This is a genomic window from Pseudomonas sp. UBA7500, from assembly GCF_002478435.1.
Lineage (GTDB): Bacteria > Pseudomonadota > Gammaproteobacteria > Pseudomonadales > Pseudomonadaceae > Aquipseudomonas > Aquipseudomonas palmensis.
In genome coordinates this window covers 59,566-82,913 of sequence record NZ_DLNW01000006.1, presented here as the reverse complement: position 1 = coordinate 82,913, position 23,348 = coordinate 59,566, and the positions used below count along the sequence as shown (strand labels likewise).

19 protein-coding genes and 1 tRNA gene are annotated in these 23,348 nt (G+C 64.6%); 14 read left to right on the top strand and 6 right to left on the bottom strand.

Going from position 1 to position 23,348, the window contains the following annotated elements; all coding sequences use genetic code 11:
- Positions 1–35: 35 nt before the first annotated feature.
- Genes murI through hemA form a run of 5 tightly spaced genes read right to left on the bottom strand, consistent with a single transcriptional unit; the run spans position 36 to position 4,756 of the window.
- A complete protein-coding gene (murI, locus tag B4I46_RS05365; RefSeq protein WP_043864474.1) occupies positions 36–827 on the bottom strand; it encodes a glutamate racemase in 792 nt (263 codons plus the stop codon).
- Positions 820–1,575 carry a molybdopterin-synthase adenylyltransferase MoeB gene (locus B4I46_RS05360; RefSeq protein ID WP_043864334.1) on the bottom strand — a complete coding sequence of 252 codons (756 nt, stop codon included), beginning with the start codon at positions 1,573–1,575 and terminating at the stop codon, positions 820–822. Before B4I46_RS05360 ends, murI begins: the two co-directional genes overlap by 8 nt.
- Complete coding sequence (gene prmC / locus B4I46_RS05355; protein WP_286898928.1) at positions 1,569–2,399, bottom strand: peptide chain release factor N(5)-glutamine methyltransferase; 831 nt, start codon at positions 2,397–2,399, stop codon at positions 1,569–1,571. The genes B4I46_RS05360 and prmC overlap by 7 nt, the downstream gene beginning before the upstream one ends.
- Positions 2,400–3,482: a peptide chain release factor 1 gene (prfA, locus tag B4I46_RS05350; protein WP_054916244.1), complete on the bottom strand. Its 1,083-nt coding sequence runs from the start codon at positions 3,480–3,482 to the stop codon at positions 2,400–2,402.
- On the bottom strand, positions 3,479–4,756 hold the full coding sequence (gene hemA, locus B4I46_RS05345; RefSeq protein ID WP_286898924.1) for a glutamyl-tRNA reductase: 1,278 nt from the start codon (positions 4,754–4,756) through the stop codon (positions 3,479–3,481). The genes prfA and hemA overlap by 4 nt, the downstream gene beginning before the upstream one ends.
- A gap of 177 nt (positions 4,757–4,933) precedes the next feature.
- On the opposite strand from hemA, the gene B4I46_RS05340 reads away from it, so the two are divergent.
- The 9 genes from B4I46_RS05340 to B4I46_RS05300 all read left to right on the top strand — a co-directional run bounded on the left by B4I46_RS05340 (position 4,934) and on the right by B4I46_RS05300 (position 14,133).
- On the top strand, positions 4,934–6,664 hold the full coding sequence (locus B4I46_RS05340; RefSeq protein ID WP_286898921.1) for a tetratricopeptide repeat protein: 1,731 nt from the start codon (positions 4,934–4,936) through the stop codon (positions 6,662–6,664).
- A 4-nt stretch (positions 6,665–6,668) separates the two neighbouring features.
- Positions 6,669–7,286 (top strand): lipoprotein insertase outer membrane protein LolB, encoded by a 618-nt coding sequence (gene lolB, locus B4I46_RS05335; protein WP_043864329.1) that lies wholly within the window; start codon positions 6,669–6,671, stop codon positions 7,284–7,286.
- Positions 7,286–8,134, top strand: coding sequence for a 4-(cytidine 5'-diphospho)-2-C-methyl-D-erythritol kinase (gene ispE, locus B4I46_RS05330; RefSeq protein WP_043864328.1), 849 nt, complete (start codon positions 7,286–7,288; stop codon positions 8,132–8,134). The genes lolB and ispE overlap by 1 nt, the downstream gene beginning before the upstream one ends.
- Positions 8,135–8,168: 34 nt before the next feature.
- Positions 8,169–8,243, top strand: a tRNA-Gln gene (locus tag B4I46_RS05325).
- Between the two features lie 47 nt (positions 8,244–8,290).
- Positions 8,291–9,232, top strand: a complete 942-nt coding sequence (locus B4I46_RS05320; protein WP_010225730.1) for a ribose-phosphate pyrophosphokinase — start codon at positions 8,291–8,293, stop codon at positions 9,230–9,232.
- A 138-nt stretch (positions 9,233–9,370) separates the two neighbouring features.
- Entirely contained in the window at positions 9,371–9,967 is a 597-nt protein-coding gene (locus B4I46_RS05315) for a 50S ribosomal protein L25/general stress protein Ctc (protein ID WP_043864327.1), read from the top strand.
- 75 nt (positions 9,968–10,042) lie between these two features.
- On the top strand, positions 10,043–10,627 hold the full coding sequence (gene pth, locus B4I46_RS05310; RefSeq protein ID WP_043864326.1) for an aminoacyl-tRNA hydrolase: 585 nt from the start codon (positions 10,043–10,045) through the stop codon (positions 10,625–10,627).
- 21 nt (positions 10,628–10,648) lie between these two features.
- Positions 10,649–11,749 carry a redox-regulated ATPase YchF gene (ychF, locus tag B4I46_RS05305; RefSeq protein ID WP_054916246.1) on the top strand — a complete coding sequence of 367 codons (1,101 nt, stop codon included), beginning with the start codon at positions 10,649–10,651 and terminating at the stop codon, positions 11,747–11,749.
- A gap of 179 nt (positions 11,750–11,928) precedes the next feature.
- Positions 11,929–14,133 carry an OsmC domain/YcaO domain-containing protein gene (locus B4I46_RS05300; RefSeq protein ID WP_116052796.1) on the top strand — a complete coding sequence of 735 codons (2,205 nt, stop codon included), beginning with the start codon at positions 11,929–11,931 and terminating at the stop codon, positions 14,131–14,133.
- 99 nt (positions 14,134–14,232) lie between these two features.
- Here the strand turns inward: B4I46_RS05300 and metE are convergent, their stop codons facing one another.
- Positions 14,233–16,521 carry a 5-methyltetrahydropteroyltriglutamate--homocysteine S-methyltransferase gene (metE, locus tag B4I46_RS05295; protein ID WP_286898914.1) on the bottom strand — a complete coding sequence of 763 codons (2,289 nt, stop codon included), beginning with the start codon at positions 16,519–16,521 and terminating at the stop codon, positions 14,233–14,235.
- A 208-nt stretch (positions 16,522–16,729) separates the two neighbouring features.
- Between metE and B4I46_RS05290 the strand changes: the two genes are divergently transcribed.
- From B4I46_RS05290 to B4I46_RS05270, 5 genes are all read left to right on the top strand, one after another.
- Positions 16,730–18,106: a pyridoxal-phosphate dependent enzyme gene (locus B4I46_RS05290; protein ID WP_043864322.1), complete on the top strand. Its 1,377-nt coding sequence runs from the start codon at positions 16,730–16,732 to the stop codon at positions 18,104–18,106.
- Complete coding sequence (locus tag B4I46_RS05285; RefSeq protein ID WP_043864321.1) at positions 18,103–19,269, top strand: trans-sulfuration enzyme family protein; 1,167 nt, start codon at positions 18,103–18,105, stop codon at positions 19,267–19,269. The genes B4I46_RS05290 and B4I46_RS05285 overlap by 4 nt, the downstream gene beginning before the upstream one ends.
- Positions 19,270–19,370: 101 nt before the next feature.
- A complete protein-coding gene (locus B4I46_RS05280) occupies positions 19,371–19,901 on the top strand; it encodes a sigma-70 family RNA polymerase sigma factor (protein WP_043864320.1) in 531 nt (176 codons plus the stop codon).
- Positions 19,898–20,866, top strand: coding sequence for a FecR domain-containing protein (locus B4I46_RS05275; RefSeq protein WP_235593668.1), 969 nt, complete (start codon positions 19,898–19,900; stop codon positions 20,864–20,866). The genes B4I46_RS05280 and B4I46_RS05275 overlap by 4 nt, the downstream gene beginning before the upstream one ends.
- Before the next feature lie 85 nt (positions 20,867–20,951).
- A complete protein-coding gene (locus B4I46_RS05270; protein WP_043864319.1) occupies positions 20,952–23,342 on the top strand; it encodes a TonB-dependent siderophore receptor in 2,391 nt (796 codons plus the stop codon).
- The last annotated feature ends 6 nt before the right edge of the window (positions 23,343–23,348 follow it).

Below are 23,348 nucleotides of genomic sequence, written 5' to 3'. Positions count from 1 at the left end.
TAGTTCAGGAAAAAAATGCATTTTTCACAGTTTTTTTACAAGTCGAAGCTTCGCACACTGTCAGATTTATTCCACAACATCGGCAGAATCTTTACTAAATGTGCCGGACTGCCGCTGGTCCAGAACTGCGCAGGCTGCGCCGGGCCGTGGGCCAGCAGGTCCCGTTCACCCAGCAAACGCTGGAGTTGCCGGGCCACCGCAGCGCCGGTATCGATGATGGCCACGGCCGGCGGTACCATGTGCGCCAGCAGCGGTTTCAGGAAGGGGTAATGGGTGCAGCCCAGGATCAGGGTGTCGCAGCCGGCGGCCAGCAGCGGCTCGACATAGCCCTGCAACAACTGGCGCAGTGCGGGGCTGTCCAGGTCGCCCGCCTCGATCAGTTCCACCAGCCCCGGACACGGCTGGGTAACTACACGAACGTCGCTGGCAAAGCGATCCAGCAACGCGGCGAACTTGGCGCTCTGCAGGGTGCCAGTGGTTGCCAGCACCCCTACCACGCCACTGCGGGTGGCCGCTGCCGCCGGCTTTACCGCCGGCTCCATGCCCACCAGCGGCCAGTGCGGGTAGCGCTCGCGCAGATCGGCCACCGCCGCCACGGTGGCGGTGTTGCAGGCCAGCACCATGGCCTTGGCGCCCTGTTGCTGAAAGAACTCCGCTACCAGGCGGCAGCGCTGGCGGATGAACTCGGGCGACTTCTCGCCATAGGGAATATGCCCGCAGTCCGCCACATACAGCAGCGACTCGTCGGGCAGCAGGCGGCTGATTTCCGCCAGCACCGACAGCCCGCCCACGCCCGAATCGAACACCCCGACCGGCGCTTCACGCATGGCCGGCGCCACACACGCTGCAGGCCGGGTCGCGCTTGACCCGCAGCTCGCGAAACCGCGTTCCCAGGGCATCGACGAGCAGCAGGCGACCCACCAGCGGCTCGCCAAACCCGGCCAGCAGCTTCAAGGCCTCCAGCGCCTGCAGGCTGCCCACCAGGCCTACCAGCGGGCCGAGCACACCGGCTTCGCTGCAGGTCAGCTCGGCTTCGCTGCCATGCCCGTACAGGCAGTGGTAGCAGGGGCTGAGCGGGTTGCGCGGATCGAACACCGACAGCTGGCCTTCCAGGCGAATGGCCGCACCGCTGACCAGCGGCTTGCCGGCCGCGACGCAGGCAGCGTTCACCGCCTCGCGGGTGGCAAAGTTGTCACAGCAGTCCAGTACCAGGTCGACCGCCCCCACCGCCTGGGCCAGGGAGTCTTCATCCAGGGCCTGGCGATGGGCAACCAGGGCGACCTGCGGGTTGATCGCCTGCAGCCGGGCCATGGCCGAATCGACCTTGCTCAGGCCCACGGCGGCCGTGTCGTGCATCACCTGGCGTTGCAGGTTGGTCAGGTCGACCGTGTCGAAGTCGGCCAGGTGCAGCTCGCCGACCCCGGCCGCCGCCAGGTACAGCGCCACCGGCGAACCCAGGCCGCCCAGGCCGACGATCAGTACCCGGCTGCCCTTGAGGCGCAACTGCCCGTCGATATCCACCTGGGCCAACAGGATCTGCCGGCTGTAGCGCAACAGCTCCTCGTCGTTCAGCATGCCAGGCGCCCGAGGCTGATGCGCTCATGGCCGCCAAGGTCGGTGCGGCTCTGGATCTGCTCGAACCCGTGTCGCGCCAGCAGTTCGCGCACCGCTGCAGCCTGGTCATAGCCATGTTCCAGCAGCAGCCAGCCGCCGGGCAGCAGGTGCTGCGGGGCCTGTGTGATGATCTGGCGCAGGTCGTCGAGCCCGTCGCTGCCGGCCACCAGCGCACTGCTGGGCTCGAAGCGCACGTCGCCAGCCGCCAGGTGCGGGTCCTGCTCGGCGATGTAGGGCGGATTGCTGACGATCAGCGCAAAGCGCTGCCCTTGCAGGGCGTCGAACCAGTGGCTGGCAAGCACCTTGGCGTTGTCCAGCTGCAAACGCTGGCGGTTGCGCTCGGCCAGGGCCACGGCTTCGGGCACCCGGTCGACGGCCATCACCTGCCAGCCGCCGCGCTCGCTGGCCAGGGCCAGGGCGATGGCGCCGCTGCCGGTGCCCAGGTCGAGCACCTGCAATGGCGTTGCCGGCAGCAGCTCAAGGGCGACCTCCACCAGCAGCTCGGTGTCCGGCCGCGGGATCAGCGTGTGCGGGGCCACTTCCAGGTCAAGCTTCCAGAAGCCCTGCTGGCCGAGGATATAGGCCACCGGCTCGCCTTCGCTGCGCCGCTGCAGGTAGGTGGCGAAGGTTGCGGCCGCTTCGCTGCTGACGATGCGCTCGGGCCAGGTGTGCAGGTAGCTGCGCGATTTGCCGATGGCCGCAGCCAGCAGCAGCTCGATATCCAGGCGCGCGGTGGGCGAGTCGGGTAGCTGCGCCCCGCGCAGCAGGCTGGCAATGATGGTCATTTACTCACCCAGTGCGGCCAGTTGATCGGCCTGGTATTCGGACAGCAGCGGCTCGATGATCGCATCGACGCCGCCCGCCAGTACTTCATCCAGCGAATACAGGGTCAGGTTGATGCGGTGATCGGTCACCCGGCCCTGTGGATAGTTGTAGGTACGGATACGCTCGGAGCGGTCACCCGAGCCCACCAGCAGCTTGCGCTCGCTGGCGATCGCGTTCTGCGCGGCACTGGTCTGCATGTCGTTGAGCCTGGCCGACAGCCAGGACATCGCACGGGCGCGGTTCTTGTGCTGCGAGCGCTCTTCCTGGCATTCGACCACGATGCCGGTGGGCAAGTGGGTGATGCGGATGGCCGAGTCGGTCTTGTTCACGTGCTGGCCGCCCGCGCCGGAGGAGCGGTAGGTGTCCACCCGCAGGTCGGCCGGGTTGATCTCGATGGCCACCTGCTCGTCGGGCTCGGGCAGCACCGCCACGGTGCACGCGGAGGTGTGGATGCGGCCCTGGGACTCGGTTTCCGGCACCCGCTGCACGCGGTGTGCGCCAGACTCGAACTTGAGCTTGCCGTACACGCTGTCGCCCTCGACGCGGGCGATGATTTCCTTGTAGCCGCCGTGCTCGCCCTCGTTCTCGGAGAGGATTTCCAGGCGCCAGCCGCGACGCTCGGCATAACGCGAGTACATGCGAAACAGATCGCCGGAGAAGATCGCCGCCTCGTCGCCACCTGTGCCGGCACGGATCTCGAGGAACACGTTGCGCCCGTCGTTGGGGTCCTTGGGCAGCAGCATGCGTTGCAGTTGCCCTTCGATAGCGGCCAGTTGCTCCTTGGCCTCGCGTACTTCTTCGACCGCCATTTCGCGCAGGTCCGGGTCGCTGTCCTTGAGCAAGGCCTGGGCACCCTCCAGGTCAGCCTGCACCTTGCGCCACTGCGCGTAGGTCTGTGCCACGGGCTCGACCTCGGCATATTCGCGCGAGTAGGCACGGAAGCGCGTCTGGTCCGAAATCACTTCGGCGTCACCCAGCAGGGCGGTCAATTCCTCGAAACGGTCCTGGAGCGTGTCCAGTTTATTCAGCAGCGACGCTTTCATTGCGGGGTTTTATCCGTGGAGCCCTCGTTGAGGGCAAAGAGTTCCTGGGCCATGGCCAGCGCATCGAGGCGGCCTTCGGCAGACAGCTTTTTCAGTTGCACGCTCGGCGCGTGCAGCAATTTGTTGGTCAGGCCGCGGGCCAACTGCGCCAGCACCTCTTCGGCGTTGCTGCCGTTGGCCAGCAGGCGCTGGGCCTTTTGCAGCTCTTCGTCGCGCAGGCGCTCGCTCTGCTGGCGGTAGGCCTTGAGCACATCCACCGCAGCCAGCTCGCGCAGGCGCAGCATGAAGTCCTCGGCGCCCACGGTGACCAGCTCTTCGGCGGCCTGGGCGGCGCCCTGGCGGCTCTTGAGGTTTTCGGCCACCACATCATGCAGGTCGTCGACGGTGTACAGGTACACGTCGTCCAGATCGCCCACCTGCGCCTCGATGTCGCGGGGCACGGCGATGTCGACCATGAAGATCGGCTTGTGACGGCGCTGCTTGAGCGCACTCTCGACCGCGCCCTTGCCCAGGATCGGCAACTGGCTGGCAGTGGAACTGATCACGATATCGCTGTTGACCAGCTCCTGCGGGATGTCCGACAGCAGCACCGCATGGGCACCGAACTGCTCGGCCAGGGTGCTGGCGCGCTCCAGCGTGCGGTTGGCCACCACGATGCGGCGCACGCCCTGCTCGTGCAGGTGTCGCGCCACCAGCGTGATGGTTTCGCCGGCACCGATCAGCAGGGCCTGGCTGCGGCCCAGGTCGCTGAAGATCTGCTTGGCCAGGCTCACGGCGGCAAATGCCACCGACACCGGGTTTTCACCGATGGCGGTATCGGTACGCACCTGCTTGGCGGCGCTGAAGGTCGCCTGGAACAGGCGCCCCAGCAGCGGGCCGATGGTGCCGGCCTCGCGCGCCACGGCATAGGCCGATTTCATCTGGCCGAGGATCTGCGGCTCGCCCAGCACCAGCGAGTCGAGCCCGGAGGCCACCCGCATCATGTGCCGCACGGCGCCATCATCTTCATGGATATAGGCGCAGGCGCGCAGTTCATCCAGGCTCAGCTTGTGATAATCGGCCAGCCAGCGCAGTACGCTGTCCGCCGCCAGGTGATCCTGTTCGATGTACAGTTCGCTGCGATTGCAGGTCGAAAGGATCGCAGCTTCGCGGCTGGCGGTCAGTCGACACAGCTGCTGCAAGGCTTCGACCAGCTGCTCGGGCGTAAACGCCACGCGCTCGCGTACGTCTACCGAGGCAGTCTTATGGTTGATACCGAGGGCAAGAAAGGCCATTCAAGGTCGCTGATTGTGACGAGAAGCCGATAATTGTCCTACTTCGCCGGATAGAGAACAACCACCGCTCGTTATTGTCTCTTATAGTCTGTATCCAAAAGCCCCATCGACGATGGGTTTGCCATGATCCTTGTGTCATGATGATCCGACCGCAGGTAAGCCGCCCAAATCCTCCCTATGAATAGATCTTCCGCGTTATTCCTCGCCTTTGCCTTGCTCCAGGGTTGCCAGACGCTGACCCCGGGCGCCCGGGACGCCACGGCGCCTGCCGACGATGCGGCCACGGTCGCCGAGGCCAAGAAGCCCACGGTGTACGGCTCGTTCACCCAGGACACGGTGTACAGCCTGTTGACCGCCGAGCTCGCCGGGCAGCGCAACCGCTTCGATATCGCCCTGGACAACTACGTCACCCAGGCGATCAAGACCCAGGACGCGGGCATTTCCGAGCGGGCATTTCGCATTGCCGAGTACCTGGGCGCCGATCAGGCCGCCCTCGATACCGCACTGATATGGGCCAGGAACGACCCCGAGAACCTCGACGCACAACGCGCCGCCGCCATCCAGCTGGCGCGCAGTGGACGCTATGACGATTCGATGGTGTTCATGGAGAAGGTGCTGCAGGGTCAGGGCGACACGCATTTCGACTTTCTCGCGCTGTCGGCGGCCGAAACCGACCAGGACACCCGCGACGGCCTGCAGAAAAGTTTCGACCGCCTGCTGGTCAAGTACCCCGACAACAGCCAGCTGGTGTTCGGCAAGGCCCTGCTGCTGCAGCAGGACGGCAAGTCCGAGGCCGCCCTGGCGCTGCTCGAAGCCCACCCGCCGGCGGACGGTGAAATTGCCCCGATCCTGTTGCGTGCGCGCCTGCTGCAATCGCTCGACCGCGGCCCCGAAGCCCTGCCGCTGCTGCGCAAGGCCATCGCCCGCAACCCCGACGACAAGCGCCTGCGCCTGACCTACGCGCGCACCCTGGTGGAGCAGGACCGCATCGACGACGCCAAGGTCGAGTTCGCCAACCTGCTGCAGCAATACCCCGAAGACGACGAACTGCGCTATTCGCTGGCGCTGGTGAGCATCGAGGCCAAGGCGCTCGACGAAGCCACCAGCTACCTGCAGGAACTGATCGAGCGCGACAGCCACGTGGATGCGGCGCACCTGAACCTGGGGCGCATCTTCGAAGAGCGCAACGATTCCGAAGCGGCCCTGACCGAGTACGCCCTGGTCGGCCCTGGCAACGACTACCTGCCCGCGCAACTGCGCCAGGCCGACATCCTGATTGCCAACGGGCGCACCGACGAGGCCAGCCGGCGCCTTGCCGAAGCCCGCGAGGCGCAGCCGGACTACGCGATCCAGCTGTACCTGATCGAGGCCGAAACCCTTGGCAACAATGGCAAGGACGCCCAGGCCATGCAGGTGCTGCAGGCAGCGATCCGGCAGTACCCGGACGACCTGAGCCTGCTGTACAGCCGTGCCATGCTCGCCGAGAAGCGCGACGACCTGGCCCAGATGGAAAGGGACCTGCGCAGCATCCTGCAACGCGAACCGGAAAACGCCATGGCGCTCAATGCGCTGGGCTACACCCTGGCCGACCGTACCACCCGCTATGCCGAAGCCAAGGGCCTGATCGAGAAAGCCCTGCAGATCAACCCCGAAGACCCGGCCGTGCTCGACAGCCTGGGCTGGGTCAACTACCGCATGGGCAACCTGGACGAGGCCGAGCGCCTGCTGCGCCAGGCCCTGGAGCGCTTCCCCGACCACGAGGTCGCGGCGCACCTGGGCGAAGTGCTGTGGGCCAACGGCAAGCGTCGTGAAGCCCGCCAGGTTTGGGCCAAGGCCTTCGAAGGCCAGCCCGACAGCCCTATTCTGCGCAAGACCGTCTTGCGCCTGACCGGATCCGAGACTCTATAAGCTTATGTTACTGCGCCATTTCATCACCTTCAGCCTGATCGCCGTGCTTGCCGGCTGTTCCAGCTTCGGCTCCCGCGAGGCCGTGCAGGGCCAGGGCAACGCGCAACTGTGGCGTGAACACAAACAGCAGTTGAGTACCCTCGACGGCTGGCAGATCAACGGCAAGGTGGGCATCCGCGCACCAAAAGACTCCGGCAGTGGCACCCTCTTCTGGCTGCAACGCCAGGACTACTACGACATTCGCCTGTCCGGCCCGCTGGGTCGCGGCGCCGCACGGCTCACCGGCCGTCCGGGCCAGGTGGTGCTGGAAGTGGCCAACCAGGGCCGTTTCGAGGCACAAAGCCCGGAAAGCCTGCTGGCCGAGCAACTGGGCTGGGAACTGCCGGTATCGCACCTGGTGTGGTGGGTACGCGGCCTGCCCGCCCCCGACAGCAAGAGCCAGCTGACCCTGGACGGCGACAGCCGCCTGGCCAGCCTCAAGCAGGACGGCTGGAGCGTCGAGTACCTGAGCTACACCGAACAGAACGGCTACTGGCTGCCCGAGCGCCTCAAGCTGCACGGCCAGGACCTCGACGTGACCGTGGTGGTCAAGGAATGGCAACCGCGCCAGCTGGGGCATTGATGATGAGCCGATTGACCCTGCCGGCCCCGGCCAAGCTCAACCTGATGCTGCACATTCTCGGCCGCCGCGACGACGGCTACCACGAGCTGCAGACGCTGTTCCAGTTTCTGGACCATGCCGACGAACTGAGTTTCGACCTGCGCGACGACGGCCAGGTGATCCTGCACAGCGACCTCAAGGATGTGCCCCACGAGAGCAACCTGATCGTGCGCGCGGCGCGCAAGCTGCAGCAACTGACCGGCTGCCCCCTGGGCGTGGACATCTACCTGAAGAAGGTACTGCCCATGGGCGGCGGCATCGGCGGTGGCAGTTCGGATGCCGCCACCACCCTGCTCGGTCTCAACCACCTCTGGCAGCTTGGCTGCAGCGAAGACCAGCTGGCCGAGCTGGGCCTGACACTGGGCGCCGACGTGCCGGTTTTCGTGCGCGGGCACGCGGCGTTTGCCGAAGGCGTGGGCGAGAAGCTCACCCCCGTCGACCCCGAGGAACCCTGGTACGTCGTGCTGGTACCGCAAGTATTTGTAAGTACAGCAGAAATTTTTTCGCATCCGTTGTTGACACGTAATTCACCGCCCATTAAGATGCGCCCCGTTCCCAAGGGAAACAGTCGTAATGACTGCCAACCGGTAGTAGAGCAGAGTTACCCGGAAGTACGTAACTCACTGAATTTACTAGGTAAATTCACGGATGCTAGGCTAACCGGAACTGGAAGTTGTGTGTTTGGGGCCTTCCCAAGCAAAGCTGAAGCTGATAAAGTTTTGGCCCTTCTTACAGAGACCCAAACAGGGTTTGTGGCTAAAGGAAGCAACATCTCGATGTTGCATCGCACGCTGCAAGGTCTGCTCTAGGAATCGAGTATCAGGTACTCGCAGCAACAGATACAGGGGCGTCGCCAAGCGGTAAGGCAGCAGGTTTTGATCCTGCCATGCGTTGGTTCGAATCCAGCCGCCCCTGCCATTTTCCTATACTCATCCAGGTATACCCTCAGCCTTCAGGTACTGCGCGTGTCCAAGATGATGGTCTTTACGGGGAACGCTAACCCCGATCTGGCTCGGCGTGTCGTACGTCAGCTGCATATCCCTCTCGGTGACGTCTCTGTCGGTAAGTTCTCCGACGGCGAAATCAGCACTGAGATCAATGAAAATGTTCGTGGTAAAGACGTTTTCATTATTCAGCCGACTTGCGCGCCAACCAACGATAACCTGATGGAACTGGTAGTGATGGCCGATGCCTTCCGCCGCTCCTCAGCGTCTCGAATCACTGCCGTGATTCCTTACTTCGGATATGCCCGCCAGGATCGCCGTCCGCGTTCGGCGCGTGTAGCTATCAGCGCCAAAGTGGTTGCCGACATGCTCACCGTCGTCGGGATCGACCGTGTTCTCACCGTCGACCTGCACGCTGACCAGATCCAGGGTTTCTTCGATATTCCGGTAGATAACATCTACGGCTCCCCCGTTCTGGTGGATGACATCGAAGACCAGCGTTTCGAGAACCTCATGATCGTGTCCCCGGACATCGGCGGCGTCGTGCGTGCACGTGCTGTTGCCAAGTCCCTGGGCGTCGATCTGGGTATCATCGACAAACGCCGCGAGAAGGCCAATCACTCCGAAGTGATGCACATCATCGGCGACGTCGAAGGACGTACGTGTATTCTCGTCGACGACATGGTCGACACCGCCGGCACCCTGTGCCACGCGGCCAAGGCCCTGAAAGAACACGGCGCGGCAAAGGTTTACGCCTACTGCACGCACCCTGTCCTGTCGGGTCGCGCGATCGAGAATATCGAAAACTCCGTGCTGGACGCACTGGTGGTGACCAACACCATCCCGCTGTCCGCTGCAGCACAAGCCTGTGACCGTATCCGTCAACTGGATATCGCACCGGTCGTGGCCGAAGCGGTTCGCCGCATCAGCAACGAAGAATCGATCAGCGCGATGTTCCGCTGAGGGCCTGGCCCTCGCGAGATCACGTTGACGTAAAGCGCCCCGCCCCAGCACTGGTTGTTGGGGCGGGGCTTTTTTGCCCTCCCCGGTTTGGCGCTGGTCGCAAACGCCGCCGGGGTCTGGCTATTTTGGAGAAACAACATGACTGATTTCACTCTGAACGCCCAAGCGCGTACCGACCTGGGGAAAGGTGCGAGCCGCCGCCTGCGTCGTCTCGCCGCCCAAATCCCTGCCGTTGTCTACGGTGGTGACAAAGAAGCGCAATCCCTGACCATCGTGGCCAAGGAAATCGCCAAGCTGTTCGAAAACGAAGCTGCCTTCAGCCACGTGATCGAACTGAACGTTGACGGCACCAAGCAGAACGTCATCGTCAAGGCCCTGCAGCGTCACCCAGCCAAGCAGTTCATCATGCACGCCGACTTCGTGCGCGTTGTTGCTGGCCAGAAACTGACCGCTATCGTTCCTGTGCACTTCGTCAACGAAGAAGCACCGGTCAAGAAAGGCGGCGAAATCTCCCACGTAGTGTCGGAGATCGAAGTTTCCTGCGAAGCCAAAGACCTGCCTGAGTTCATCGAAGTCGACCTGGCCAAGGCCGAAATCGGCACCATCATCCACCTGTCGGACCTCAAAGCTCCGAAAGGCGTAGAGTTCGTCGCTCTGGCCCACGGTGATGACAAGGCTGTTGCAAACGTTCACGCTCCGCGTGTTGCGCCTGAAGCAGAAGGCGCTGCCGAGTAATCCACTCGACACGCCGGCGTTGACCGGGTTGCAGCCCCGCGCTGCAACCCACAACTCCAAGGAAGAGCCCCTGACGTGACCGCCATCCAACTGATCGTCGGCCTGGGAAACCCCGGCCCCGAATACGAACAGACCCGGCATAACGCAGGGGCTCTTTTCGTGGAACGCATTGCCAGCGCCCAGCGCGTCAACCTGACCGCTGACCGCAAGTATTTCGGCCTGACGGCTAAATTCAGCCATCAGGGCCAGGACGTTCGTCTGCTGATCCCCACCACCTACATGAACCGCAGCGGCCAGGCCGTTGCTGCACTGGCGAACTTCTTCCGCATCCCGCCAGATGCCATCCTGGTGGCCCACGACGAACTCGACCTGCCCCCCGGCGTCGCCAAGCTCAAGAAAGGCGGCGGCCATGGCGGGCACAACGGCCTGCGCGACATCATCGCGCAGCTGGGCAACAACAAAGACTTTCACCGTCTGCGGCTTGGCATCGGCCACCCGGGTGACAGCACCAAGGTGTCCGGTTTTGTCCTTGGCAAGGCGCCCCGCGCCGAGCAGGAAAAACTCGATGCCAGTATCGATTTTGCCCTCGGCGTGCTGCCGGACATCCTCGCCGGCGATTGGACGCGTGCGATGAGAGAGCTGCACAGCCAAAAGGCCTGACTCCACGAAGAGGGATTCACCATGGGTTTCAATTGCGGCATCGTCGGCCTGCCCAACGTCGGCAAGTCCACCCTGTTCAACGCCTTGACCAAATCCGGCATCGCGGCAGAAAACTTCCCCTTCTGCACCATCGAGCCGAACAGCGGCATCGTGCCGATGCCCGACCCACGTCTGGATGCCCTGGCTGCGATCGTCAAGCCCAACCGCGTGCTGCCGACCACCATGGAGTTCGTCGACATCGCCGGCCTGGTGGCAGGTGCGTCCAAGGGTGAAGGCCTGGGCAACAAGTTCCTGGCCAACATCCGTGAAACCGATGCCATCGCCCACGTGGTCCGCTGCTTCGAAGACGAGAACGTGATTCACGTCTCCAACAGCGTCGACCCCAAGCGCGACATCGAGATCATCGACCTGGAACTGATCTTCGCCGACCTGGACAGCTGCGAGAAGCAACTGCAGAAGGTCGCGCGCAACGCCAAGGGCGGCGACAAGGATGCCCTGGCACAAAAGGCCATCCTCGAGAAGTTGATTGCGCACTTCACCGAAGGCAAGCCGGCGCGCAGCCTGATGAAGACCATGGCCGACGACGAGAAGGCGCTGGTACGCGGTTTCCACCTGCTGACCAGCAAGCCGGTGATGTACATCGCCAACGTTGCCGAAGACGGCTTCGAAGACAACCCGCACCTGGACGTGGTCAAGGCCATTGCCGAGGAAGAGGGCGCGATCGTGGTACCGGTCTGCAACAAGATCGAAGCCGAGATCGCCGAGCTGGAAGACGGTGAAGAGAAGGACATGTTCCTCGAAGCCCTGGGCCTCGAAGAGCCAGGCCTGAACCGCGTGATCCGTGCCGGTTACTCGCTGCTCAACCTGCAGACCTACTTCACGGCCGGCGTGCAGGAAGTGCGGGCCTGGACCGTTCGCGTGGGCGCCACCGCGCCTCAGGCGGCCGGCGTGATCCACACCGACTTCGAAAAGGGCTTCATCCGTGCCGAAGTGGTCGCCTACGACGACTTCATCCAGTACAACGGTGAAAGCGGCGCGAAGGAAGCCGGCAAATGGCGTCTGGAAGGCAAGGACTACATCGTCAAGGATGGCGACGTGATGCACTTCCGCTTCAACGTCTAAGCCCCGAGCCGGGTCGCCACGACGCCCGACGCACACCAAACCCCTTGAGCGTTTACGCCTCAGGGGGTTTTGTTTTTACCGGTGTCGGTCACGCCTTCGGGTGACATGCCAAGACTTCCGGGCAAAAAGCCGGATAATGGCGGCCAATTCGTTTCGCACTTTCAGCACGGTATTCCCGCATGGAAATCAAGGTCAATTTTCTCGACAACCTTCGACTTGAAGCCAAGTTCGATGACTTCACGGTGGTGGCCGACCAACCCATCCGCTACAAGGGCGATGGTTCGGCACCCGGCCCGTTCGACTATTTCCTGGCCTCCTCGGCCCTGTGCGCGGCCTACTTCGTCAAGCTGTACTGCGAAACGCGCAACATCCCCACCGACAACATTCGCCTGTCGCAGAACAACATCGTCGACCCGGAAAACCGCTACAACCAGATCTTCAAGATCCAGGTCGAGCTGCCGGCCGACATCTCGGCCAAGGACCGCCAGGGCATCCTGCGTTCCATCGACCGCTGCACCGTGAAGAAGGTGGTGCAGACCGGTCCCGAGTTCGTGATCGAGGAAGTCGACAACCTCGATGCCGACGCCCAGGCCCTGCTGATGCTGGACGCCCAGGCGCAGACGCGTACCGTGATCGCCGGCAAGGACCTGCCGCTGGAACAGACCATCGCCAACATGTCGGGCATCCTCGCCAGGCTGGGGATGAAGATCGAGATCGCCTCGTGGCGCAACATCGTGCCCAACGTCTGGTCGCTGCACATCCGCGATGCGCATTCGCCCATGTGCTTCACCAACGGCAAGGGCGCAACCAAGGAAGGCGCACTGGCCTCGGCGCTGGGCGAGTTCATCGAACGCCTGAACTGCAACTTCTTCTACAACGACCAGTTCTGGGGCGAGGACATCGCCAACGCCGACTTCGTGCACTACCCCGACGAGCGCTGGTTCAAGCCGGGCCGCAAGGACGCGCTGCCGGCCGAGATCCTCGACGCCCACTGCCGCGACATCTACAACCCCGACGGCGAACTGCGTGGCTCGCACCTGTACGACACCAACTCGGGCAACACCGAGCGTGGCATCTGCGCCCTGCCCTTCGTGCGCCAGTCCGATGGCGAGGTGGTGTACTTCCCGTCCAACCTGATCGAAAACCTGTACCTGAGCAACGGCATGAGCGCCGGCAACACGCTGGCCGAGGCGCAGGTGCAGTGCCTGTCGGAGATCTTCGAGCGCGCGGTCAAGCGCGAGATCCTCGAAGGCGAGCTGGCCCTGCCCGACGTGCCGCAGGACGTCATCGCCAAGTACCCCGGCATCCTCGCCGGCATCCAGGGCCTGGAGGCCCAGGGCTTCCCGGTGCTGGTCAAGGATGCGTCGCTGGGCGGTGAATTCCCGGTGATGTGCGTGACCCTGATGAACCCGCGCACCGGCGGCGTGTTCGCCTCGTTCGGCGCGCACCCAAGCCTTGAAGTGGCGCTGGAACGCAGCCTCACCGAGCTGCTGCAAGGGCGCAGCTTCGAGGGTCTGAATGACCTGCCGCAGCCGACCTTCGAAAGCCAGGCGGTGACCGAGCCGAACAACTTCGTCGAGCACTTCATCGACTCCAGCGGCGTGGTGTCGTGGCGCTTCTTCAGTGCCAGGGCCGACTTCGAGTTCGTCGAGTGGGACTTCTCCGGCCAGGGTGAAAACTCCAACGCCGAAGAAGCTGCCACCCTGTTCGGCATCCTCGAAGGCATGGGCAAGGAAGTGTACATGGCGGTGTACGAGCACCTGGGTGCCACCGCCTGCCGCATCCTGGTACCGGGCTACTCGGAGATCTACCCGGTCGACGACCTGGTGTGGGACAACACCAACAAGGCGCTGCTGTTCCGTGCCGACATCCTCAACCTGCACCGCCTGGACGATGACGCCCTGCAAGCGCTGGTCGAGCGCCTAGAAGACAGCGAACTGGACGACTACACCGACATCACCACGCTGATCGGCATCGAGTTCGACGACAACACGGTGTGGGGTCAGTTGACCATCCTGGAGCTCAAGCTACTGATTCACCTGGCGCTGGAGCGTTTCGAGGAGGCCAAGGAGCTGGTGGAGACCTTCCTGCAGTACAACGACAACACCGTCGAGCGCGGGTTGTTCTACCAGGCGTTGAACGTGGTGCTGGAAGTGGTGCTGGACGACGAGATGGCGCTTGAAGACTACGCCGTCAACTTCCGGCGCATGTTCGGGGACGAGCGCATGGATGCCGTACTGGGCTCGGTGGATGGCAGCGTGCGTTTCTACGGCCTGACCCCCACCAGCATGAAGCTCGAAGGTCTGGACCGTCACCTGCGCCTGATCGACAGCTACAAGAAGCTGCACGCGGCACGTGCCCGTGCGGTAGCGGGCACACGCTGATACAACGCCGATCCTGCAGGCCATGGCCTGCAGGATCGGCGTTGCCAGGCTTGTTCGTTCGCCAACAGGTCGCGGTGGCGGCCAACAAGCCTCAAGCGATCACCCCAGCTCGCTGCGCAACAAGCGGGCAGCACTCACCATGTTCGCCAGCGCCGCCTCGGTTTCCGGCCAGCCGCGGGTCTTCAGGCCGCAGTCCGGGTTGACCCACAGGCGCTCGACCGGAATGCGCCGGGCAGCCTTGCGCACCAGCTCGGCCATTTCCGAAGCCTCCGGCACCCGGGGCGAGTGGATGTCGTAAACCCCCGGGCCGATCTCGTTCGGGTAGTGGAAGGCTTCGAATGCCTCCAGCAGTTCCATGTCCGAACGCGAGGTTTCAAGGGTGATCACGTCGGCATCCATGGCGGCAATCGATTCGATCACATCGTTGAACTCGCTGTAGCACATGTGGGTGTGGATCTGGGTTTCGTCGCGCACGCCAGAGGCGCACAGGCGAAACACTTCGGTAGCCCAGTCCAGGTACTGCTGCCACTGCGCCCGGCGCAGCGGCAGGCCCTCGCGAAACGCCGCCTCGTCGATCTGCACGATCTTGATGCCGGCCGCCTCCAGGTCCACCACTTCATCGCGGATGGCCAGCGCCAGTTGCCGCGCCTGCACCTCGCGCGACACATCTTCACGCGGGAACGACCACATCAGCAGGGTCACCGGCCCTGTCAGCATGCCCTTCATCACCTTGTCGGTCAGGCCCTGTGCGTAGCGGATCCACTCCACCGTCATGGCATGCGGTCGACTCAGGTCGCCGAAGATCACCGCCGGTTTCACACAGCGCGAACCGTAGCTCTGCACCCAGCCGAAGCGGGTGAACCCGTACCCATCGAGCTGCTCGGCAAAGTACTCGACCATGTCGTTGCGCTCGGCTTCACCGTGCACCAGCACGTCCAGGCCCAGGCGCTCCTGCACCTGCACGGCGTGGCGAATCTCGCTGTGCATCGCCTCCACGTATTGGCCCTCGCTCAGCTTGCCCTGCCTGAACGACTGGCGTGCCAGGCGAATCGAACCGGTCTGCGGGAACGAACCGATAGTGGTGGTCGGCAACAGCGGCAGGTTCAGGCGGGCACGCTGGCGGGCGATTCGCGTGGCAAAGGGCGAGTGGCGCTGGCTGTCCTTCTCGCTGATGGCGGCCACACGGGCCTGCACCGCCGGCTTGTGGATGCGCGTGGAGGCAGCGCGGCTGGCCTGCACTGCACGGCTGCGGGCCAGGGCCTGCACCACCGGGGCCGCCTCGGGCTGGTCGAGGGCATGGGCCAGGATCGCGACTTCCTCGCACTTCTGCACGGCAAAGGCCAGCCAGCTCTTGAGCTCGGCATCGAGGGCGTCTTCACGGCCCAGGTCTACCGGGCTGTGCAGCAGCGAGCACGACGGCGCCACCCACAGGCGCTCGCCCAGGCGTTCATGGGCGTGCCGCAGCACGGCCAGGGCCTTGTCCAGGTCGCAGCGCCACACGTTGCGGCCGTTGACCACACCCAGCGACAGCACCTTGTAGGCCGGCAGGCGGTCGAGAATGGTCGGGTACTGCTCGGGGGCGCGCACCAGGTCGATGTGCAATCCGTCGACCGGCAGGTTGGCCGCCAGCCCCAGGTTCTCCTCCAGGCCACCGAAGTAGGTGGCAACCAGCTTTTTCAGCGGGTCGCGCTGGATCAGGTTGTAGGCACGCTCGAAGGCGTTCTTCCACGCCTGCGGCAGGTCCAGCGCCAGGATCGGCTCGTCGATCTGCACCCACTCCACACCCTGTGCAGCCAGGCGCTGGAAAATCTCGCCGTACAGCGGCAACAGGCGCTCGAGCAGCTCGAGCTTGTCGAAGTCGCCGCCCTTGGTCTTGCCCAGCCACAGGTAGGTCAGCGGGCCGATCACCACCGGCTTGACGTCGTGGCCCAGGGCCCTGGCCTCGGCCACTTCCTCGAACAATTGTTCCCAGCCCAGGCTGAACTGCTGGTCGGCGCTGAATTCAGGCACCAGGTAGTGGTAGTTGGTGTCGAACCACTTGGTCATCTCCTGGGCATGCGCACCGCCACAACAGCTGTCGCTGACGCCACGCGCCATGCCGAACAGGGTCTGCAGGGTGGCCTTGCCGTGCTGCGGGCGAAAGCGCTCGGGCACCACGCCGAACATCAGCGAATGGGTCAGTACCTGGTCGTACCAGGCAAAATCGCCCACCGGCAGCAACTGGATGCCGGCCTGGCGCTGCAGGGCCCAGTGGGCCTTGCGCAGTTCGCTGCCCACAGCACGCAGGCCCGCCTCGTCCAGCTCGCCTTTCCAGAACGCTTCCTGCGCCTTTTTCAGTTCGCGGTCGCGACCGATACGGGGGAATCCGAGTGAGTGGGCCAATGCCATGACAATGCTCTCCTTAGGGGGTGATGGCAGCCATTGTCGTCAGGGCCGCAGAATGAGACAAACTCATTTAATTTCACATCAAATCAAGTTCTGCTCATGCAAAGACATCGACAGCGCTGCGCCTGGAGGCGCAACCGGCTGGCCGGACAGGGTTGCGAGGCCCCTGATCTGCGCCTAAGGTCAAACGACCCCGAAGCGAGATGACGTCATGCCCAACGCCTCGAACCCCGCCGTACTTGCCCTGATCGGCAACACCCCGATGGTGCAGGTGAGCCGCTTCGATACCGGCCCCTGCACACTGTTCCTCAAACTCGAATCACAGAACCCCGGCGGCTCGATCAAGGACCGCATCGGCCTGGCCATGATCGATGCCGCCGAGCGCGACGGGCGCCTGCGCCCCGGCGGCACCATCGTCGAGGCCACCGCCGGCAACACCGGCCTGGGCCTGGCGCTGGTCGGGCGGGCCAAGGGCTACCGGGTGGTGCTGGTGGTGCCCGACAAGATGTCCACCGAGAAGGTGCTGCACCTCAAGGCCATGGGCGCCGAGGTGCACATCACCCGCTCCGACGTCGGCAAGGGCCACCCCGACTATTACCAGGACGTGGCCGCACGGCTGGCGGCGGACATCCCCGATGCGTTCTTCGCCGACCAGTTCAACAACCCCGCCAACCCGCTGGCCCACGAGACCAGCACCGCCCCGGAAATCTGGGCGCAGACCCAGCACGATGTGGACGCCATCGTGGTCGGCGTGGGCTCGGCCGGCACCCTTACCGGGCTGACCCGTTTCTTCAAGCGCGTGCAGCCGGGCCTGGCCATGGTGCTGGCCGACCCGGTGGGCTCGGTGATGGCCGAGTACAGCCGCAGCGGCACCCTGATCACGCCTGGGGCGTGGGCGGTAGAAGGCATCGGCGAGGACTTCGTGCCCTCGATCGCCGACCTCTCCAGCGTGCGCCAGGCCTACTCGATCAGCGACGAGGAAAGCTTCGAGCATGCGCGTCAGCTGCTGCGCGCCGAAGGCATTCCGGGCGGCTCCTCCACCGGCACCCTGCTGGCCGCCGCGCTGCGCTACTGCCGCGAGCAGACCGAACCCAAGCGCGTGGTCAGCTTTGTGTGCGACACCGGCACGCGCTACCTGTCCAAGGTCTACAACGACCAGTGGATGACCGACCAGGGCCTGCTGCAGCGCACCCGATACGGCGACCTGCGCGACCTCATCGCGCGCCGCTTCGAGGATGGCCGGGTGATCAGCGTGCGCCCCGACGACACCCTGCTCACTGCCTTCCAGCGCATGCGCCTGGCCGACGTGTCGCAATTGCCGGTGCTGGTCGACGGCCAGCGCCTGGTGGGCGTGATCGATGAATCCGACATCCTGCTGGGCATGCATGAAGACCCGTCGCACTTCTCCCTGAGCGTGGCCAGCGCCATGACCGACCAGCTGGAAACCCTGCCGCCGTCTGCCAGCCTGGCGGCGCTGCAGGCCGAACTGGACCGTGGCCTGGTGGCGATCATTGCCGACGCCTCGGGCTTTCACGGCCTGATCACCCGTGTCGATATGCTTAACCACTTGCGCAGAGCACTCCCATGACCCAGCACGACAAGACCGCCTTCGCCACCCGCGTGATCCATGCAGGGCAATCGCCCGACCCGTCCACCGGCGCGCTGATGCCGCCGATCTATGCCAACTCCACCTACATCCAGCAGAGCCCCGGCGTGCACAAGGGCCTGGACTACGGGCGCTCGCACAACCCCACGCGCTGGGCACTGGAGCGCTGCGTGGCCGATCTGGAGGGCGGCACCCAGGCGTTCGCCTTCGCCTCCGGGCTGGCGGCGATCTCGGCGGTGCTCGAACTGCTGGATGCCGGCTCCCACATCGTTTCGGGCAATGACCTGTACGGCGGCACCTTCCGCCTGTTCGAACGGGTGCGTCGGCGCAGCGCCGGGCACCGCTTCAGCTTCGTCGACCTGTCCGACCTTGCCGCGTTCGAGGCAGCGTTGCAGGACGACACGCGCATGGTGTGCATCGAAACCCCGAGCAACCCGCTGCTGCGCCTGAGCGACCTGGCGGCCATCGCACGCCTCTGCCGCGCACGCGGCATCCTCTGCGTGGCAGACAACACCTTTGCCAGCCCATGGATCCAGCGCCCGCTGGAACTGGGTTTCGACATCGTGGTGCACTCGAGCACCAAGTACCTCAACGGGCATTCGGACGTGATCGGCGGCATTGCCGTGGTGGGTGACAACGCCGAGCTGGCCGAGCGCCTGGGCTTCATACAGAACGCAGTGGGCGCCATCGCCGGCCCGTTCGATGCCTTCCTCACCTTGCGCGGGGTCAAGACCCTGGCCCTGCGCATGGAGCGCCACTGCAGCAATGCCCTGGCACTGGCGCAGTGGCTCGAACAGCAACCGCAGGTGGCGCGTGTGTACTACCCCGGCTTGCCCTCGCACCCGCAGCACGCCCTGGCGCGCCAGCAGATGCACGGTTTTGGCGGGATGATCTCGCTCGACCTGGCTACCGACCTGGCCGGTGCCCGACGCTTCCTGGAGCAGGTACAGATCTTTGCCCTGGCCGAAAGCCTGGGCGGTGTGGAAAGCCTGATCGAGCACCCGGCGATCATGACCCATGCCACCATCCCCGAGCAGACGCGCGCGCAACTGGGCATTGGCGACGCCCTGGTGCGCCTGTCGGTAGGCGTGGAAGACCTCGATGACCTGCGCGCAGACCTGGCCCAGGCACTCGCACGTATCTGACCCCCATCAGCGCAAGCCAGCCCCTTGCTTGCGCTGATTGCCCAATGCCCGCCGGCTGAATATACTTGATAACTATTCTCATTCGGTACGGGCGCCACACGATGACCTCCCCTCCTTGCGGCTACCGTACCAACGTGGCCAGCCTCTACAGCGACAATCACGGCTGGATCCAGCAGTGGCTGGCGCGGCGTCTGGGCAACGTGCACGATGCCGCAGAGCTGGCCCACGACGTATTCCTGCGCCTGCTCGCGCAACCGCGCGAGTTCAGTAGCGACGGGCATGCGCGGGCCTACCTGAGTACGGTGTCCAAACACCTGTATGTGGATTTCCAGCGCCGCAAGCAGGTCGAGCGTGCGTGGCAGCAGACGCTGGCCAACCAGCCGCAACGCATCGCCCCCTCCGAAGAGCACCAGGCGTTGATCCTGGAGACCCTGGGCCAATTGCAGGCCATGCTCGAACGCTTGCCGGCACCTGTGGCCGAAGCCTTTTGCCTGGCGCAATTGCAGGGCCTGAACTATCGCCAGATCGCCACGCAGCTGGGTGTAAGCGAACGCACGGTCACCAAGTACATGGCCCAGGCCATGCTCCAGTGCCTGCTGCTGGAAGTGGAGCTGGACGGGGCCTTGCTGTGAGCGCGGCCCTGGACTCTGCCACCCTGGAGCAGGCCGCCGACTGGTTCGCACGCCTGCGCGCCGCGCCAGCCGATGCGGCCTTGCGGGGCCAGTGGCAACAGTGGCTGGAACAACAGGAACAGCATCGTATCGCCTGGACCTACGTGGAGCGCATCAGCCAGCGCTTCGACAGCCTGCAACCGCAAGCCGGGGCGGCGCATCAGACGCTCGCCAGCCTGCGGCGCATGCAACGCTCCCGCCGCCAGGTGCTAAGCAGCCTGTGCGTGCTCAGCGGTGGGGCGACGCTGGGCTGGCTGGGCTGGCAACGCCACTGGGTGGACGACCTGCAAGCGCTCACTGCCGGCACCACCACCGCAGTGGGCGAGGTACGTCGCCAGGTGCTGGCCGACGGCACCATCCTGTGGCTCAACAGCGCCACCGCCCTGGATGTACAACTGGACGGTCAGCGCCGGCTGCTGACCCTGTACAGCGGTGAAGTGCTGATCGAGACCGCCGCTGAGGCGCGGCCCTTCCAGGTGCAGACCCGGGCCGGCAGCCTGGTGCCCCTGGGTACGCGCTTCAGTGTGCGCCAGCAGGGCGCCCGCACCCTGCTCAACGTGTACGACGGCGCGGTACGCGCCACCTGTGCCGCCAGCGCAATACAGCGGGTCGCCAATGCGGGGCAGGGCCTGGGCTTCGATGCCAGCACCATGGCCGCCACCACGCCGGCCTGCGCCCAACGCCAGGCCTGGAGCCAAGGCCTGCTGGTGGCGCAGGACATGCCACTGGGGGATTTCATTGCAGAGCTGGCCGACCATCGGCGCGGGCACCTGGCGGTGAACCCGCTGATCGCATCGTTAAGGGTCATGGGCACCTACCCGCTCAACGATACCGACCAGGTGCTTGCCATGCTCGAAAGCGCCTTGCCGGTGCGAGTGTCGCGACGCTTCGACTGGTGGGTGACCCTGGAGCCTGCCGAAAAATAAAAAGCGTCAGGTGCTTCCGGTTTTTGCGGCTCATTCGAATTAGAGGAGAACACCCTTTCACCCCTGCGCGCCCGAAGGATTCTGCATGCCACTCGCCTCTGCCCCTGCCCTGTTGAAACGCCCCCTGGCCCTGCTCATTGCACTCGCCAGCGGCGCCGCCACCGCCGCGCCACTGGACATCCCCGCCGGCCCCCTGGCCAGCCAGTTGAACCAGCTGGCAAGCCAGGCCGGTATCTACCTGGCCAGCGACGCCGCCCTGACCGCCGGCAAACAGAGCCGGCCCGTGACCGGCGCAAGTACCCCTGAGCAGGCCCTGCACGGCATGCTTGCCGGCACGGGCCTGAGCGTGGTGCGCACTGGCGAAAACCGCTACCAGCTGATCACCGCCCCCACCGGCAACGCCGTGGAACTGGGCGCCACCAGCATCAACGGCGCAGGCCTGGGCGAGACCACCGAGAACACCGGCGCCTACACCACCGGCCAGACCCGCACCGCCACCAAGCTCGGCCTGTCATTGCGCCAAACCCCGCAGTCGGTCACCGTGATCCCGCGCCAGGTACTGGACGACCACAAGCTTGCCTCGCTCGACGATGTGGTCAAGTTCACCCCCGGCCTGTCGAGCAACCACCGCGACAGCGACCGCTATACCTTCTACTCGCGCGGTTTCCAGATCCAGAACATACAGTACGACGGCATCCCGACCCAGGTGGCCAACGAGTCGCAGCAATTCACCAGCACCCTGTCGGACATGGCGATCTACGACCGTGTCGAAGTGGTGCGCGGTGCCACCGGCCTGCTCAGCGGTGCGGGCTCGCCCTCGGCCACCCTGAACCTGGTGCGCAAGCGGCCCACGGCCGACTTCCAGGGCTACGTCTCGGGAGAAGCCGGGGCCTGGGACCGCTACCGGGGCGAATTCGACGTCGCCGGCCCGCTGACCGACTCGGGTGCGGTGCGCGGCCGCCTGGTCAGCGCCTATGAAACCGCCAACTCGTTCGTCGACTGGTACAAGACCGACAAGCGCGTGATCTACGGCGCACTGGATTTCGACCTGAGCGAAAGCACCCTGCTGCGCGTGAGCCTGGACTACCAGAACAACAACTCCGACGGGGTCAGCTTCGGGCACATTCCGCTGTTCAACAACAATGGCAGCGCGACGAACTTTTCCCGCTCGTTCAACCCCGGAGCCCGCTGGAGCTACCTGGACAACACCCAGTACAACTTCACCAGCGTGCTGGAGCAGAAACTCGCCAACGACTGGAGCCTCAAGGCGTCCTACAGCCACCAGTACGCCTACCGCCGCGGCGTGACCGGTTCGGCCAGTGCCGGGGCGCCCGACCCGCAGACCGGCGCTGGCGTGTCGATGTACATCAACCGCCTGGACAGCTACCAGACCCAGGACAACGCCGACCTGTACGCCAGCGGCCCGTTCGAGCTGGGTGGGCGCGAGCATGAACTGGTGGTGGGTGCCAACATCGCCTACACCCACCTCAACTACCCGACCTATCAACGTGCCAACCCGGCGGTCGACGATATCAACCAGTGGGATGGCAACCCGGGCGGCAAGCCGCACCTGTCCAAGACCGAAGAAAGCCTGACCCGCCTGAGCCAGTCGGGCACCTACACGGCCCTGCGCCTCAAACCCTATGACCCGCTGTCGATCATCCTCGGCACCCGGGTCAGTTGGTGGGATCAGAAAGACGACAGCAGCGACGAACTGACCGGCGCCAGCACCAGCCGCGACCGTACCAGAAAATCCGGCGTGGTCACCCCGTATGCCGGTGTGGTGCTGGACCTGAACGACACCTTCTCGGTGTACGCCAGCTACACCAACATCTTCCAGCCGCAGACCTACTACAAGACTGCCAGCAACACCTCGCTGGAGCCGCTGCAAGGCGACAACTACGAACTGGGCATCAAGGGCGAGTTCTACGACGGTGCGCTGAATGCGAGCCTGGCGCTGTTCGAAGTGCAGCAGAAGAACACCCCGCAGTACGTCGGCGAGTCCCCCCAAGGGCGCGAAATCTACCGGGCCATTGCCGGTACCACCACGCGCGGCATCGAAACCGAAGTGTCCGGCGAAGTGCTGCCGGGCTGGAACATCATCGGCGGCTATACCTACCGTGAATCCCACGACAAGGACGGCAATCGGGTCGAAACCAACCAGCCGATGAACCTGTTCAAGCTCGGCACCACCTACCGCCTGCCGGGGCAGCTGAACCGCCTGACCGTGGGCGGCAACCTGGTCTGGCAGAGCGACATCTACGCGGTCAACGGCACCTACGGCACCAAGGCACACCAGGGTGACTACGGGGTGGTCGGGTTGCTGGCCAACTATGCGGTGGATGAACACCTCACGGTCGGCCTGAACCTCAACAACCTGTTCGACACCCATTACTACGACGGCCTGGGCACCTTCAACTCAGGCTCCTACGGCGAACCGCGCAATGCCATGGTGAATGCCAAGTGGACGTTCTGAGGCTGC